At 38.4% G+C, this 14,416-nt stretch carries 15 protein-coding genes; 3 read left to right on the top strand and 12 right to left on the bottom strand.

Features of this window, described 5'->3' with window-relative positions:
* Window position 1: 1 nt before the first annotated feature.
* The 9 genes from murG to mraZ are packed head-to-tail and all read right to left on the bottom strand — an operon-like array spanning window position 2 to window position 10,093.
* Complete coding sequence (gene murG, locus L1967_RS08890; RefSeq protein WP_249601308.1) at window positions 2–1,102, bottom strand: undecaprenyldiphospho-muramoylpentapeptide beta-N-acetylglucosaminyltransferase; 1,101 nt, start codon at window positions 1,100–1,102, stop codon at window positions 2–4.
* Window positions 1,099–2,307 carry an FtsW/RodA/SpoVE family cell cycle protein gene (locus tag L1967_RS08885; protein WP_249601307.1) on the bottom strand — a complete coding sequence of 403 codons (1,209 nt, stop codon included), beginning with the start codon at window positions 2,305–2,307 and terminating at the stop codon, window positions 1,099–1,101. The genes murG and L1967_RS08885 overlap by 4 nt, the downstream gene beginning before the upstream one ends.
* Before the next feature lie 30 nt (window positions 2,308–2,337).
* Window positions 2,338–3,675, bottom strand: a complete 1,338-nt coding sequence (gene murD / locus L1967_RS08880) for a UDP-N-acetylmuramoyl-L-alanine--D-glutamate ligase (protein WP_249601306.1) — start codon at window positions 3,673–3,675, stop codon at window positions 2,338–2,340.
* Window positions 3,676–3,677: 2 nt separating this feature from the next.
* A complete protein-coding gene (mraY, locus tag L1967_RS08875) occupies window positions 3,678–4,916 on the bottom strand; it encodes a phospho-N-acetylmuramoyl-pentapeptide-transferase (protein ID WP_249601305.1) in 1,239 nt (412 codons plus the stop codon).
* 24 nt (window positions 4,917–4,940) lie between these two features.
* Entirely contained in the window at window positions 4,941–6,407 is a 1,467-nt protein-coding gene (locus L1967_RS08870) for a UDP-N-acetylmuramoyl-L-alanyl-D-glutamate--2,6-diaminopimelate ligase (RefSeq protein WP_249601304.1), read from the bottom strand.
* Window positions 6,404–8,395, bottom strand: coding sequence for a penicillin-binding protein (locus L1967_RS08865; protein ID WP_249601303.1), 1,992 nt, complete (start codon window positions 8,393–8,395; stop codon window positions 6,404–6,406). Before L1967_RS08865 ends, L1967_RS08870 begins: the two co-directional genes overlap by 4 nt.
* Before the next feature lie 8 nt (window positions 8,396–8,403).
* The gene (locus tag L1967_RS08860) at window positions 8,404–8,721 is read right to left on the bottom strand and encodes an FtsL-like putative cell division protein (protein WP_249601302.1); all 318 of its coding nucleotides are present in this window, start codon (window positions 8,719–8,721) and stop codon (window positions 8,404–8,406) included.
* Between the two features lie 15 nt (window positions 8,722–8,736).
* On the bottom strand, window positions 8,737–9,633 hold the full coding sequence (rsmH, locus tag L1967_RS08855; protein WP_249601301.1) for a 16S rRNA (cytosine(1402)-N(4))-methyltransferase RsmH: 897 nt from the start codon (window positions 9,631–9,633) through the stop codon (window positions 8,737–8,739).
* Window positions 9,620–10,093 carry a division/cell wall cluster transcriptional repressor MraZ gene (gene mraZ / locus L1967_RS08850; protein WP_249601300.1) on the bottom strand — a complete coding sequence of 158 codons (474 nt, stop codon included), beginning with the start codon at window positions 10,091–10,093 and terminating at the stop codon, window positions 9,620–9,622. Before mraZ ends, rsmH begins: the two co-directional genes overlap by 14 nt.
* A gap of 291 nt (window positions 10,094–10,384) precedes the next feature.
* On the opposite strand from mraZ, the gene L1967_RS08845 reads away from it, so the two are divergent.
* Both L1967_RS08845 and yihA read left to right on the top strand, forming a co-directional pair.
* Window positions 10,385–11,149, top strand: coding sequence for an alpha/beta fold hydrolase (locus L1967_RS08845; RefSeq protein WP_249601299.1), 765 nt, complete (start codon window positions 10,385–10,387; stop codon window positions 11,147–11,149).
* Window positions 11,150–11,159: 10 nt separating this feature from the next.
* On the top strand, window positions 11,160–11,762 hold the full coding sequence (gene yihA, locus L1967_RS08840) for a ribosome biogenesis GTP-binding protein YihA/YsxC (protein WP_249601298.1): 603 nt from the start codon (window positions 11,160–11,162) through the stop codon (window positions 11,760–11,762).
* Window positions 11,763–11,765: 3 nt separating this feature from the next.
* On the opposite strand, the gene L1967_RS08835 is transcribed toward yihA, so the two are convergent.
* From L1967_RS08835 to gldB, 3 genes are read right to left on the bottom strand one after another with little or no spacing between them, the layout of a single operon-like run.
* A complete protein-coding gene (locus L1967_RS08835; RefSeq protein WP_249601297.1) occupies window positions 11,766–12,128 on the bottom strand; it encodes a GTPase in 363 nt (120 codons plus the stop codon).
* A 2-nt stretch (window positions 12,129–12,130) separates the two neighbouring features.
* The gene (gene gldC / locus L1967_RS08830; protein ID WP_249601296.1) at window positions 12,131–12,469 is read right to left on the bottom strand and encodes a gliding motility protein GldC; all 339 of its coding nucleotides are present in this window, start codon (window positions 12,467–12,469) and stop codon (window positions 12,131–12,133) included.
* Entirely contained in the window at window positions 12,469–13,431 is a 963-nt protein-coding gene (gene gldB / locus L1967_RS08825; RefSeq protein WP_249601295.1) for a gliding motility lipoprotein GldB, read from the bottom strand. The genes gldC and gldB overlap by 1 nt, the downstream gene beginning before the upstream one ends.
* Window positions 13,432–13,540: 109 nt before the next feature.
* Here gldB and nadE point away from each other — a divergent pair, with 109 nt between their 5' ends.
* Window positions 13,541–14,332 (top strand): NAD(+) synthase, encoded by a 792-nt coding sequence (gene nadE, locus L1967_RS08820; RefSeq protein ID WP_249601294.1) that lies wholly within the window; start codon window positions 13,541–13,543, stop codon window positions 14,330–14,332.
* Window positions 14,333–14,416: the final 84 nt, after the last annotated feature.

The raw sequence follows: 14,416 nt of genomic DNA, 5'->3' as shown, positions 1-14,416 counted from the left end.
TTTAGGCTTTTCTGATAATTAGCTTTTCAATTTCATCTACAATACTGGACGTTGCGTTTGGCAACGCCATTTTCTTAATATTTTCGCCTAATTCTTTTTGCTTACTTTCATTCTTCAGCAAATCGAAAAAGGTATTTTCAAATTTGTCATCCAGCTCGGTTTCCGCCATAGTGATAGCCGCATTATTTTTGGTAACCGCCATCGCATTTTTGGTCTGGTGATCTTCAGCTACATTGGGAGACGGAATAAAAATTACCGGTTTCCCCACGATACATAATTCAGATACGCTACCTGCCCCGGCTCTGGAAATAATCACATCTGCCGCAGCATAAGCCAAATCCATTTTATTTAAAAACTGATGCACCTGCACAGTTCCTTCAGTATAGGTTTTGTATTCTTCGTAATATAATTTCCCGCATTGCCAGATTAACTGAATATCTTCTGCTTTTAATCGATCGGCATGTTCAGCGATTAACTGATTCACCTGTCGCGCGCCTAAACTTCCACCAAGTACTAATACTGTTTTTTTACCGGCATCAAGATTAAAGAACTTTTGAGCTTCTTCTCTTTTGATATCGATATTCAGTAAATCCTGACGTACGGGATTTCCAGTTTTCTTTACTTTTTCCTGCGGAAAAAATCGTTTTACTTCATCATAAGCCGCACAAATGATATTGGCCCTTTTTGCCAATATTTTATTGGTAATCCCCGGAAATGAATTTTGCTCCTGAAGCAAGGTTGGTATTTCCTGTTTATTGGCCACATGTAATAAAGGGCCACTGGCAAATCCGCCCGTACCAACAGCAACATCAGGTCTAAAATCCTTTATGATCCTTCTGGATTTACTAATGCTACTCATTAATTTAAATGGGAACATCAGGTTTTTAAGCGTAAGCTTTCGTTGCAAACCACTTATCCAAAGACCTTCGATCTCGTAACCGGCTTGTGGTACTTTTTCCATCTCCATTTTATCCTGCGCTCCCACAAATTTGATCTTCGCATCGGGATAGCGGCGCTTTACCTCGTCGGCAATAGCGATAGCCGGGTAAATATGACCACCCGTGCCTCCACCAGATAATATGATACGTAGATCTTTACTCATATTGCTTCGCTTAAAATATCCAAAGGATTTTCATCCTCTGCATTTCTTTTTGCTTCTTCTGTTTCTTTTTCTTCTTCCCTTTTTGCACTCACACTAAGAATAATACCCAATGAAAGGCAGGTCATCCAGATGGAGGTCCCCCCGCTACTCACCAGCGGAAGTGTTTGCCCTGTTACCGGAAATAATTCTACCGCAACCGCCATATTCACCAATGCCTGGAAAATAATGGGAATACCTACTCCCATTACCAACAGTTTTCCAAAAATGGTATTGGCTTTGGTGGCGACTATAATAATCCTGAATAAAATCATTAAATACGCCAACATGACCCCAAGAGCACCAATAAGCCCCATTTCTTCAACAATTATCGCATAGATAAAGTCTGAAGAAGATTGCGGCAAAAAGTTTCGCTGTACGCTTTTTCCAATCCCCGTACCCGCAATACCACCTCTGGCGATGGCTATTTTTGCTCTTTCAATTTGATAATCGGCTTCGGTATCTTCGTCGTTCGTAAAATTTTCTATCCTACTTGCCCAGGTATCTATCCTGTTTGGTAAAACACCGGGAAATGCCTTTGCAGCCAAAACAAAAATTCCGAATAAAATCACTCCGGCAAACACAATCGCCATCAGATACTTTATTGGATACCCACCTAAAAACATGAGTACCAAAACCATAGCAAAAATGATCGCAGTTGTGGAAAAATTGGCCGGCAAAATTAACATTAATACTGAACCTACAGGCACCCAAAGTGGTAAAATTGTCTCTTTAAAAGTGATTTTTTTCTCGGTGATTTTAGACATGTACCGTGCGACATAAATCATCAAAACCACTGCTGCAAACGTAGAAGACTGAAAGGTAACCCCTAAGACCGGGATCCTTATCCATCTACTGGCATTGGCGCCATCGATTACCGTTCCCTGAGCCATCGTATAAATCAATAAAACAATCACCACCGGCAACATTAAAATCGACAATCCCCTATAATAATGATAAGGCACTTTATGTGCTGCGAACAACACACAAAACCCCAACAGTAAATGGAAAAAATGAACGATCAAATATTTAAAAGTACCTCCATCTCCATACAGGTAAGCGATATTACTACTCGCGCTGTACACCGGCAAAAATGAAAATATTGCCAGTAGTCCGGCAGTAGCCCAGATTACCTTATCTCCTTTAATATTTGCAAAAATGTTCCCCATTTCGCTGTTTCAGTTTAACTGACTGATATTCTATAAATTTCTAACCGCTTCTTTAAACTGTCTTCCGCGATCTTCATAATTATCAAAAAGATCGAAACTCGCACAAGCGGGAGAAAGCAATACCGTATCTCCTTTTTCAGAAAGTCTGTAGGCCATTTTTACCGCTTCACTCATACTTTGAGTTTCTACCATTGTTTCTACACAATTCCCAAAAGAATTAAGGATCTTGGTATTATCTACACCAAGACAGATAATTGCTTTTACTTTTTCGTTTACCAGTGGTAAAAGCTCATCATAAACATTGCCTTTATCAACCCCTCCTAAAATCCAAACGGTTTGACCTTCCATACTTTCTAAAGCGAAGTAGGTAGCATTTACATTTGTTGCCTTAGAATCGTTGATATACTGAACATTATTTATTTTAAGCACTTTCTCTAAACGGTGCTCTACCCCTTGAAAACTCTCCATACTTTCACGGATCGTATTCTTTCTTATTTTTAAAAGCTTTGCCACAGTAGCGGCTGCCATTGCATTCTTTGTATTGTGTTTACCTTGTAATGTTAAATCTGAAGTCGTCATAGTAAACTCTGTATTTTCTGTCTTTATAATCATTGTATCGTTTTCTAAATAGGCACCATTCTCCAGCTTTTTCTCTAGCGAAAATGGCAATAACTGTGCTTCAACTTTGTTGTTTTTTAACCAGTTTGTGATAACCTCATCATCTGCATCATAAATAAAATAATCGTCCTTCGTTTGGTTCTTTGTAATCCTGAATTTAGCCTCGATATAGTTTTCGAACTTATAATCATATCGGTCTAAATGATCTGGAGTGATATTGGTTAAAACCGCAATATGTGGTCTAAACGTCTCAATCCCATCTAACTGAAAGCTACTAAGCTCTAACACATAATAATCTGGATTCGTCTCGGCGACCTGTTTCGCAAAGCTATCCCCAACATTACCGGCCATTCCTACTTTTAACCCGCCATCTTTTAATAAATGATCGGTTAATTTTGTAGTGGTTGTTTTCCCGTTACTCCCAGTAATTCCAACAATCACAGCGCTGGTATATTCGGCAGCAAATTCTATTTCAGAAATTACCGGAATCCCTTTTTCCTTAAGTGCTTTAATCATGGGTACCGTATCTGGAATCCCCGGACTCTTCATCACCACATCGGCATCAAAAATCTGCGATTCGGTATGCTTTTCTTCCTCCCAGTCTATTTCAAGATGTTCAAGAACCTTTTTATATTTTTCTTTTATTTTTCCTTTATCTGAAAGCCAGATCTTATAGCCTTCTTTTTTGGCCAAAATAGCAGTACCAACACCGCTTTCTCCTCCACCAAGTATGACAATCTTCTTCCTCAATGTTATCGAAGTTTAAGTGTCACAATGGTTAGAATGGCCAGGAAAATCCCCACTACCCAAAACCGAACAACAATTTTACTCTCGTGATGTCCTTTCTTTTGGTAATGGTGGTGCAAAGGAGACATCAGGAAAATCCTACGTCCTTCGCCAAATCTTTTTTTGGTATATTTAAACCATGATACCTGCAGCATTACCGATAGATTCTCTATCAGGAAAATTCCGCATAAAATAGGGATCAATAATTCTTTTCTGGTAGCGATGGCTAATACGGCGATAATCCCTCCAATGGTTAAACTTCCCGTATCCCCCATAAAAACCTGAGCCGGATAAGTATTATACCATAAGAAACCAACTAATGCTCCGGCAAATGCTGTGATATAAATAGTCATTTCCCCAGAATTTGGGATATACATGATATTCAGGTAATCTGAAAAAATGATGTTCCCAGAAATCCATGCAAAAATGCCTAATGTTAGTACAATGATTGCTGAAGAACCTGCGGCAAGGCCATCGATTCCATCGGTTAAATTAGCTCCATTAGAAACTGCTGTTACAATAAATATCACAATAGGGATGAAAATAATCCAGGCGTATTTTGCTAAATCCGGATTTATCCATGAAATAATTTTAGAATAATCGAACTCGTTATTTTTAACAAAAGGAATAGTGGTCGTAAGTGTTTTTTGCTCTGGTCCCATTTCTGGCAATTTCTTATTGCCCAGCATCATTTCCTGAGAAATCACAGCTGTAGGGTTTGCCTTTTCCTTCACGGTGATGCCGTCATTAAAATACATGATGCAACCAACGATCAAACCAAGGCCTACCTGCCCAAGAATTTTAAATTTACCGGGTAATCCTTCTTTATCCTTTTTAAATGTTTTTATATAATCATCCAGAAAACCGATGGCCCCCATCCAAATGGTGGTGATAATTAGTAAAATCACGTAAATATTGGCCAGATCTGCTAAAAGTAATACCGGGATTAAGGTTGAAATAATAATAATAATCCCACCCATGGTTGGCGTTCCTGCTTTCTCGCTTTGCCCCTGTAAACCAAGTTCTCTTACGCTCTCCCCAATTTGTTTGGTTTGCAAATAGTTGATAATTCGCTTCCCGTAAATCGTAGAAATTAACAGCGATAAAAGTATAGCCATGGCCGAGCGGAATGAAAGATATTCAAACAACTGCGCCCCTGGGAACTGATATTTATCTTCTAAAAATTGAAATAAATAATAAAGCATATTCTAATATTCTGCCTCTTGGCGTTACTTTTTTAGCTGTTTTAAAAATTCACTCACGATCTTATAATCATCAAAATCATGTTTCTCTCTGTTTATTTCCTGGTAGGTTTCATGGCCTTTCCCGGCAATTAAGATGATATCGTTAGCTTTTGCCATTTGGCAGGCGGTTTTTATCGCCTGTCTTCTATTGGTTATTGAAACTGTTTTATTAAAATTCTGAGGTTCTACCCCTTTTTCTATTTCTTCAATAATAGCATCAGGGTCTTCGGTTCTTGGATTGTCACTGGTAAAAATTACTTTAGAACTTAAAGCCGAAGCGATATGCCCCATTTTTGGTCTTTTGGTACGATCCCTGTCGCCACCACAACCTACCACCGTAATCAATTCTTCATTTTTTGTCCTTATCGCATTAACCGTGTCCAGCACATTTTTTAATGCATCTGGGGTATGCGCATAATCTACAATGGCTGTAATTTTTTCTTCGGAAGAAATAAAATACTGGAAACGTCCATTAACTGAATGAAGCTCACTAATAAACTTCAGGTTTTCTAAAGTTTCTAATCCCAATAATTCTGCTGCGGCATAGATCGCCAGAATATTATAGGCGTTAAAACTTCCTATTAATCTGGACCACACTTCCTGATCATTGATTTTCAGTAATAATCCGGTAAATTGATTTTCCAGGATCTGGGCTTTATAATCGGCATAATTTTTTAACCCGTAAGTGTACTGCTTCGCATTCGTATTTTGAAGCATTACCGGTCCATTTTTATCATCTACATTTGTTAACGCGAAAGCTGAAGCTGGTAATTCATCAAAAAAGCGCTTTTTCACATCACGATATTCTGCAAAACTGGAGTGATAATCTAAATGATCATGACTAAGATTGGTAAAAATTCCGCCGGCAAATTCTAAGCCCGTGGTACGATGTTGATCTATCCCATGAGAACTCACTTCCATAAAGCAATACTCTACCCCTTCTTCGTTCATTTCAGCTAAATAACGATTAATCGTTAACGAATCTGGCGTTGTTCTCTCGGCATCATAAAGATTATCACCAACCATTACTTTTACTGTGGAAAGTAAACCTACTCTAAAACCTGCTTTGGTAAACAAATCGTATAATAAAGTAGCAATGGTTGTTTTTCCGTTTGTCCCGGTAACCCCAACCAATTTTAGTTTATCTGAAGGATTTCCGTAAAAATTGGCGGCCATATATGCTAGCGCTTCCTTAGAATTTGCAACCTGCACATAGGTCACTCCATTTACAATATCATTGGGGAGCTTCTCACAAATAACTACCAAAGCGCCCTGATTAATGGCTTTTTCTATAAAATCATGTCCGTTAGAAACTGTCCCCGTAATGGCAACAAAAACATCATTCATTTCAACTTTTCTGGAGTCAAAATGAATATTCTTGATCGCCACTGCGGTATTCCCTACCACAGATTCCATGCTTACCTTATATAATATGTCCTTAAGTATTGTCAACTTAACTTCAGATTTACTTTTTGATTACTTTTTATTTTTTGTCCAGCGGTGATTGACTGACTTGTAACAATCCCATCTCCATTAACCTGTACTTTTAAACCCAGATTCTCTAAAAGCGGAATAGCGTCCATTGCCGGCATCCCTTTTACATTAGGCATCAGCACTTTTTCATTCTGAACCTTGGTATAATATTTTTCAAAATCTTTTTCTACCGCTTCACTTTCTACCTCTAAAGAAGGAAGCTCATCCATAATTGGTGTATCGGTATAAATTTTTTGCGCTATTCTTTTAAAAACCGGTGCTGCTACAATATTCCCGTAATAGCCTTTACTCCGTTTTGGTTTATGAACCACCACTATACAGGAATATTTAGGATTATCGGCAGGAAAATAGCCTGCAAAAGAGGCAATATATCTTCCCGGTTCTATCCAGTATTCCGTCTGGCAGGTTCCTGTTTTCCCGGCCATTGAAAAATTAGGCGTATAAATATTAGCTGCGGTACCGCGTTTTACGGTATTTTTCATCATCTCGCGCACTTTCTTTGCCGTTTCTGGCGAGCAGATGGCAGGATTCATTACCTCACGCTCCATTTTCACGATGGTTTTATCCCACTCTTTTACCTCTTTTATAAAACGTGGTTTTACCATTTCGCCATCGTTGGCTATCGCATTGTAAAAAGTTAAGGTTTGTAAAGGCGTAATCGCAACTCCGTAGCCGAAGGCCATCCAGGGCAGACTTAAACCATTCCATCCTTTATCATCTGGATGCGGAATTCGAGGAGTTCCTTCTCCTTTTATTTCCAGACCAATTTTTCGGGTAACGCCCATATCGTCAAGCCGATCTACAAATTTTCCGGGATCATTTTTATACCCTTCAGAAATCATCTTGGTAAATGCGGTATTCGAGGAAACCTCGAAAGCTCTGGCCGCAGAAATTTTACCATAACCGCCATGGTGGGAATCGCGCACCGCTCTTCCGTAGAAACGAACCACACCATTCTCTGTATCTACAATCTGGCTGGTATCGATCACTCCATCTTCAAGACCGGCTACCATCGCCATTAATTTAAATGTAGAGCCAGGCTCATGTGCTTCGTACACCGCATAATTTCTTTTTTCGTAATAGGTACCTTCCTCTGTACGACCAAGATTAGACATTGCCTTAATCTCGCCAGTTGCTGTTTCCATTACGATCACGGTACCATGCTCGGCTTCAAAATCTTCTAGTTGTTTCAATAAAGCATGGTGGGCTATATCCTGAATGTTCACATCGATAGTAGAAATGACATCATAACCATCTTTAGGCTCCACTTCATTATTATCACTAATAGGTTTCCACTGTCCTTTAGCTATTTTTTGTTTTAAACGATGACCGTCTGTCCCTCGTAAATAAGGGCCAAAAGCACCTTCTAAACCCACTCTTGTAAAATACCCTTCCTCATCCTGACGCTCATAACCCACGGTACGCTCGGCCATTTTCCCCAATGGATGCTCCCTTACCGTACGTTGCTCTACAATGAGTCCACCTTTATAAGCTCCCAGATTAAAAATCGGGAAGGTCTTCATTTTCATATATTCTGAATATCCAAGACCACGGGTAATTAATACATATCGTTGGTTGTGTGCTCTGGCGGTTCTTAATTTATGGACGTAATACGACGACGTATTTCCAAGCATCTTCGCCAGTGCCTTAGAAAGTGGCAACACATTTTCTTCAAAAACTTCATCTGAAACGGTCACTGCATCAAACCTAATATCATATTTAGGTACTGAAGCTGCTAAAAGGCTTCCATTAGAATCGTAAAGATTACCGCGATTTGCAGGAATGGTAAAGTTGCGATATACGCGTTCTTCAGAAAGCTGTTTATAATGTTCGCCTTCTACAAACTGAATATCCATAAGCTTCACACCAACAGCGATTGCAAAGATGAACATACATCCTGCAATAAAATATGATCTGTTTAATATGCCTTTTTCAGTGGTTGCCATACAACTTACTATTCGCTAACTTTTACTCTTAATTTATAAGGTGGATTATCTGAAGGACCTATTCCTATTTTCTTCATTTCGCTGGTGACGGTAGATTCCATTTTGATTTTCATCAAATTAGATCGTCCTTCTAGAAACTCGCTTCGTAATTCTAAAACTTCATCATGCAAACGTGCAATTTGATGCACTTTACGCTCGGCACTATGCGAACTGGCAATCATGATAATGGCCAAAACAGTGCAGAATACGATAAAACGCCAGTTTTTAAAGGCGTCTTCGTTAATTAAAAAATTGGCTTTAAGAATATTGTAAAAACCCTTCTTCATAAATCAATTCGGTTTTTATAGCTTTTTAGCTATTCTTAATTTTGCACTTCGTGCTCTGTTGTTTTCACTAATCTCTTGTTTTGAAGGCACTATTAACCCGCCTACCTTTTTAAAAGGCACCGAAATGTTTCCGTAGAAATCTTTTTCTGGCTCTCCTTCAAAAAGTCCGCTTCTTATATACCTTTTTACCAAACGATCTTCTAAAGAGTGGTAAGAGATTAAACTAATCCTCCCATTTTTTTCCACTATTTCTTCCGTTTGCAGTAAAAACTCTTTTAGCACTTCTATTTCCTGATTCACCTCTATACGAATCGCCTGATAGATCTGTGCCAAAATTTTATTTTCTTTTCCTTTAAATAAGTTCGGTTTTAAAAGCTCATTTAAATCCTCACTATTTTCAATAGGTTTATTTTTACGTTCAGTAACGATAATTCTTGCCAGTTTTGGGGCATTTTTTAAATCGGCATATTGATAAAAAAGGTTCTTTAGCTGCTCTTCGTCATATTCGTTAATGACCTGGTAGGCACTAAGTGAACTATCCTGATCCATACGCATATCCAACTTTGCCTTGAAGCGTGTTGAAAAACCGCGTTCGGCCTCATTAAACTGATGAGAAGACACTCCAAAATCACCTAAAATGCCATCTACTTTTTTTACGCCGTAAAACCTCAAAAATCGCTTTAGGAACCTAAAGTTCTCATTGATCAGTGTAAAACGAGGATCGTCTATTTTGTTTTGCAAAGCATCGGTATCCTGATCGAAGGCAAATAGTTTCCCCTGCTCCCCAAGTCTGCTTAAAATCTCACGTGAGTGACCACCGCCACCAAACGTGACATCTACGTACACGCCATCGGGTTTGATATTCAAACCGTCTACAGATTCTTTTAATAATACCGGATTATGATACTCCATCAACATCGAAATCGTCATTTCCCATTACCTCTTCTGCCAGATCTGCAAAATCATCGCTTGCAGCCTCGATTGCTTCTTCGTACTTATCTTTATCCCAAATCTCCACAATGTTAATTGCTGAAGACAGCACAATCTCCTTTGTAATACCGGCAAAACCAACCAAGTCTTTTGGGATAAGCAACCTGCCATTCCCGTCTACCTCAACGGTTTTCACGCCAGCCGTGAACCTTCGGATAAAGTCGTTGTTCTTCTTTTTAAAGCGATTAAGTTTGTTCATTCGTTGCATCAGTTTATTCCACTCTTCCATGGGATACAACTCTAAACAATGCTGAAAGACAGCTCTTTTAATCACAAAACCTTCCTGAAGCATAGGCATAAGTTGTTTCTTAAGGGCTGAAGGCACCATAAGCCTCCCCTTAGTGTCAACTTTACACTCGTATGTTCCAATAAGATTTACCACAAATTTGCTTTACAAAGTCAAATATATTGAAAATATTACCACTTTTTACCACATCTTCCCACATTGTTGATAAGTTTTTCCACCGTATTTCACTGAAACACTTTTAAATAGCGCTATTCTCTTCGGTTCCAAGAGTTTATTTTCGCCGCTTAAATTTGTGTTAAAATTCCCACATCCTCATTCTTTTACTAAATAGTATTGAAAACCAGGAATCGCTTTGCTATTACTCAAAAATGATTATACTTGTAATGAAATCGCTATATTTGCGATTGCTAACCGCAAAGGGTATCAATGAAAAATAATTTAAGGAAAGAGGGAAAATTCACATATTTAGAGATAGGCGAAGGAACTCCGATAGTTATTTTACACGGACTTATGGGCGGCCTTAGTAATTTTGACGGAGTGGTAGATTATTTCCCTTCCAAAGGATACAAAATCTTAATCCCTGAACTTCCGCTTTATTCTATGTCCCTTCTTAAAACAAGTGTTGGAACTTTCGCAAAATATTTGAAGGAATTTGTAGATTTTAAGGGTTTAGACCAAGTTATTCTGTTAGGAAATTCCCTGGGTGGGCATATCGCCCTTTTAACCACAAAACTTTATCCTGAAATTGTAAAAGGCCTTGTGATTACCGGAAGTTCCGGTCTTTACGAAAATGCTATGGGCGAAAGTTATCCACGTCGTGGTGACTACGAGTTTATAAAAAAGAAGGCTCAAAATGTATTTTACGATCCAGATGTGGCTACCAAAGAAATCGTAGACGATGTTTACGAAACGGTAAGCGACCGCAATAAACTGGTAAAAACCCTGGCTATTGCCAAAAGTGCCATTAGACATAATATGGCGAAAGATTTACCAAAAATGATGACACCTACCTGTATTATCTGGGGGAAAAATGACAATGTTACCCCGCCAGAAGTTGCGGAAGATTTTCACAGATTATTACCAGACTCCGATCTTTATTGGGTAGATAAATGTGGCCATGCAGCCATGATGGAGCATCCAGATCTTTTTAACGAGTTATTGTCTGACTGGCTACAAAAAAGAAATTTCTAAAAATAAGATCATGAAGATTAATACTGCTGAATTTGTAGTTAGCAACTCTAAAGTCGCTAAGTGCCCCAACAGCCCATTACCCGAGTATGCTTTTATTGGCCGTAGTAATGTGGGAAAATCTTCATTAATCAATATGCTTACCGGCCGTAAGAATCTGGCCAAAACCTCGGCAAAACCGGGAAAAACGCAGCTTATTAATCATTTTTTGATTAACAGGAACTGGCATCTGGTCGATCTACCAGGTTATGGATATGCAAAAGTCTCGAAATCGGCAAAAAAGGTTTTTCAAAAGTTTATCACGGCTTATTTCGAAGAACGCAAACAACTGGTTTGTGCCTTTGTATTGATCGATAGCCGCCATAAACCGCAGCCTATCGATATGGAGTTTATGGAATGGCTTGGCGAGCATGCGATCCCATTTTGTATGATTTTTACTAAAGCCGATAAACTAAAGCCTAAAGAACTTGAAAAAAACATCCTGAATTACCAGGAAGAAATGCTTCAGGTTTGGGAGAAAATGCCACACTTTTTTGTAACGTCCTCTACCGCTAAAACTGGAAGTGAAGACATTCTGGAATTTATTGAAAACCTGAATAATGAGGTAACCGAGTAATAATTACACTCGATTTTCGATAATTCCGATCAGTTTTTCTACGGAAGAAATCTCCTTAAACTCTTCTGCTGAAATAAGCACCTGCAATTCTTCATTTTCAGGATACAGCACTGCCGGGAATTCAAATTTCAGCAAGTATTTTGAAGCAAAGGTTTTAAGAAACTCATCTTTATGATAAAACTCCATTGGTACATTCGACGATTTTCGATATTTTTTCCAGCTTTTCTTTTCTCCGGTCAAACCATGAGTTACCGCACAAAGTTTACAGGAATAGGTCTCTGGTTTCAGCATCTTGTGGGCCGAATCTAAAACCGAATTCCAAGCACCCGAGTTTGCATTATAAACAAAGATGAGTTTTTTATGCAAAATTATTTCTTTGTTATTTCTAATTTCTCTGCGAAATAATCACAAAAATCGCCCATTGTATCGGCCATTTTGTCGTCCTGGGTAGCGCGATAGTAAGTTTCTTTCATAGAAACCAAGGTTTGATGGAAGAATTTCTTCATCTCGTCTACCGGCATTTCTTTGGTCCAAAGATCGATCCTTAGGGTTTCCTGAGATTTGCTGTCCCAAACGGAAAGCATGAGCGCTTTTGCTTCTTCTTTATAAATATTCCCATCTTCAGCACTCCAATAAATTTCTTCAGGTACCTTATTTTCATCGGTAACCACTTCAATATTTATATTCGATTTTTTATAAGCTGCCATTATTTCTTTGGTTTATAGTTTGCGTTATTAAAAATTGTATCGGCATCAGCCTGTAACATCTGGCTGATAGAAACCTCGTTTTTATCCATATACGATTTCACCATTTGCCAGCCAATGTACTGCCCAAGTCTGTCGGGAGTTTCAGCATCTAATGACAAATAAAATTTAGAAAATGGCGCGGGATATAAAAATCGGGGCGCCAGATTAGAATCGGTATCAAAAATAAGCTCATTATCCACAAAATATCGCCAGATCATTTCTTCGTTATTTTCGGCAAATTGCCACTGCTCTTGGGTATATCCCATTTTTCTCCAACTTGATAGCTCTGGAAGCCAGATATCCTTAAGATAAAGTAATTTCCCGTAGTAGATCATATTCGCTAAAAAGGTCCTGGATTTTGCACGCGGAACATATTTCTCGGCAATACTATTTGCTGCATCGGGTACGATTTGATCTTTAGTAAAATTCCGTTTAAAATATTCTACAATCCCAATATAGAATTTATGATCCTCACCAAGATAGGTATCCAGCGATACAAAAAGATAGTCGCCCGTGTAAATGGTTTTATTTTTATAATCCACTTCTGAAGTTACCGTAATTACATCGGGCGCTTCAAAGTCTGGGAAATAAAATTTAATATGCTGAAAAAGCGCATAAAACTCATCCTCAGATTCGCTAAAATCGGGATACTTTTTTTCGACTTCCCTATTAATTTCTAACTGAATCGTATCTTTCATTTTATCGATCCATACGCTATCTGAAAATTGTTTCGGAAATAAATAAGGAAATTCCTTTTTTAATTGCGGAAGATCCTGCGGCGAAGCTTCAGCAAAAAGCCTGTCAAAACGTATAATCTTAAAATCTACGTTTACTTTTGCTATTTCCTCCTCTCGTTTTGATGCAGAATTGCAGGAAATAAGGCTAAGAAATAAAAAAAAGGCAAATAAAATTCTCTTCATCATAAGCTTTTGTCAAAAATCATGGGTTTTGGCTTTTGCCCTTTTATTAATACTGTTTAAGTATTAGATTTGTGTGCAAAGGTATTATTTACAAACTAATTCACCCAAAATTATGCAAACCACAAAAGTAATCGATCACATTGTAAACTGGTTAAAAGACTATGCTAAAAACGCCAAAATGAACGGATTTGTTGTTGGGGTTAGTGGCGGAATAGATTCAGCGGTGACTTCGACACTTTGTGCAAAAACAGGAATGAAAGTTTTGGTTTTAGAAATGCCTATCCATCAGGATCCTTCGCATGTTAGCCGTGCCCAAAAACACATTGCTTCTTTAAAAGAACGATTTTCGAATGTAAGCAGTGAACGCGTAGACCTTACTCCTGTTTTCGAAAGTTTTAAAGGTGCTTTACCTGAAGCTGAAGCATCTGCCAATGTGGACCTGAGTTTAGCAAATTCCAGAGCACGTTTAAGAATGACGACATTGTACTATTTTGCAGGTTTACATAAACTGCTGGTTGGTGGCACCGGTAATAAGGTAGAAGATTTTGGGGTTGGCTTTTACACAAAATACGGTGATGGTGGTGTAGATCTTAGTCCTATTGCAGATCTAATGAAAAGTGAAGTTTACGATCTAGGAAAAGAATTGAACGTTATCGAAGATATTATGGTTGCCGCACCAAGCGATGGATTATTTGGTGATAGCCGAAGTGATGAGATGCAACTGGGCGCCAGCTATGATGAATTAGAATGGGCCATGAAAATGCAGAATGCCGGAAAAACGGAAGCCGATTTTGAAGGCAGGGAACAAGAAGTTTACAAAACTTACATGCGATTAAATACAGCAAATTCGCATAAAATGATTCCAATCCCGGTATGTGAGATACCTGTTCATCTTAAAAACTAAACGTTTTATCGAAATTGCAATAAATACAGGCAGTTTATTAACATTATCTCTTAATTTTAGGTTAAAGTATCACTTTGAACAAAG

Source organism: Zunongwangia pacifica (genome assembly GCF_023499215.1).
Classification (GTDB): Bacteria; Bacteroidota; Bacteroidia; order Flavobacteriales; family Flavobacteriaceae; genus Zunongwangia; species Zunongwangia pacifica.
Note: the sequence above shows the minus strand (reverse complement) of the source record. Positions and strands in the feature narration are given on the sequence as shown.

Coding starts and splice junctions, on each gene's coding strand:
- mraY (WP_249601305.1), bottom strand. CDS start 4,916: ATGCTTTATTATTTATTTCAATTTTTAGAAGATAAATATCAGTTCCCA.
- murG (WP_249601308.1), bottom strand. CDS start 1,102: ATGAGTAAAGATCTACGTATCATATTATCTGGTGGAGGCACGGGTGGT.
- L1967_RS08860 (WP_249601302.1), bottom strand. CDS start 8,721: ATGAAGAAGGGTTTTTACAATATTCTTAAAGCCAATTTTTTAATTAAC.
- rsmH (WP_249601301.1), bottom strand. CDS start 9,633: ATGGAGTATCATAATCCGGTATTATTAAAAGAATCTGTAGACGGTTTG.
- gldC (WP_249601296.1), bottom strand. CDS start 12,469: ATGGCAGCTTATAAAAAATCGAATATAAATATTGAAGTGGTTACCGAT.
- nadE (WP_249601294.1), top strand. CDS start 13,541: ATGCAAACCACAAAAGTAATCGATCACATTGTAAACTGGTTAAAAGAC.
- L1967_RS08885 (WP_249601307.1), bottom strand. CDS start 2,307: ATGGGGAACATTTTTGCAAATATTAAAGGAGATAAGGTAATCTGGGCT.
- yihA (WP_249601298.1), top strand. CDS start 11,160: ATGAAGATTAATACTGCTGAATTTGTAGTTAGCAACTCTAAAGTCGCT.
- gldB (WP_249601295.1), bottom strand. CDS start 13,431: ATGATGAAGAGAATTTTATTTGCCTTTTTTTTATTTCTTAGCCTTATT.
- L1967_RS08865 (WP_249601303.1), bottom strand. CDS start 8,395: ATGGCAACCACTGAAAAAGGCATATTAAACAGATCATATTTTATTGCA.
- L1967_RS08845 (WP_249601299.1), top strand. CDS start 10,385: ATGAAAAATAATTTAAGGAAAGAGGGAAAATTCACATATTTAGAGATA.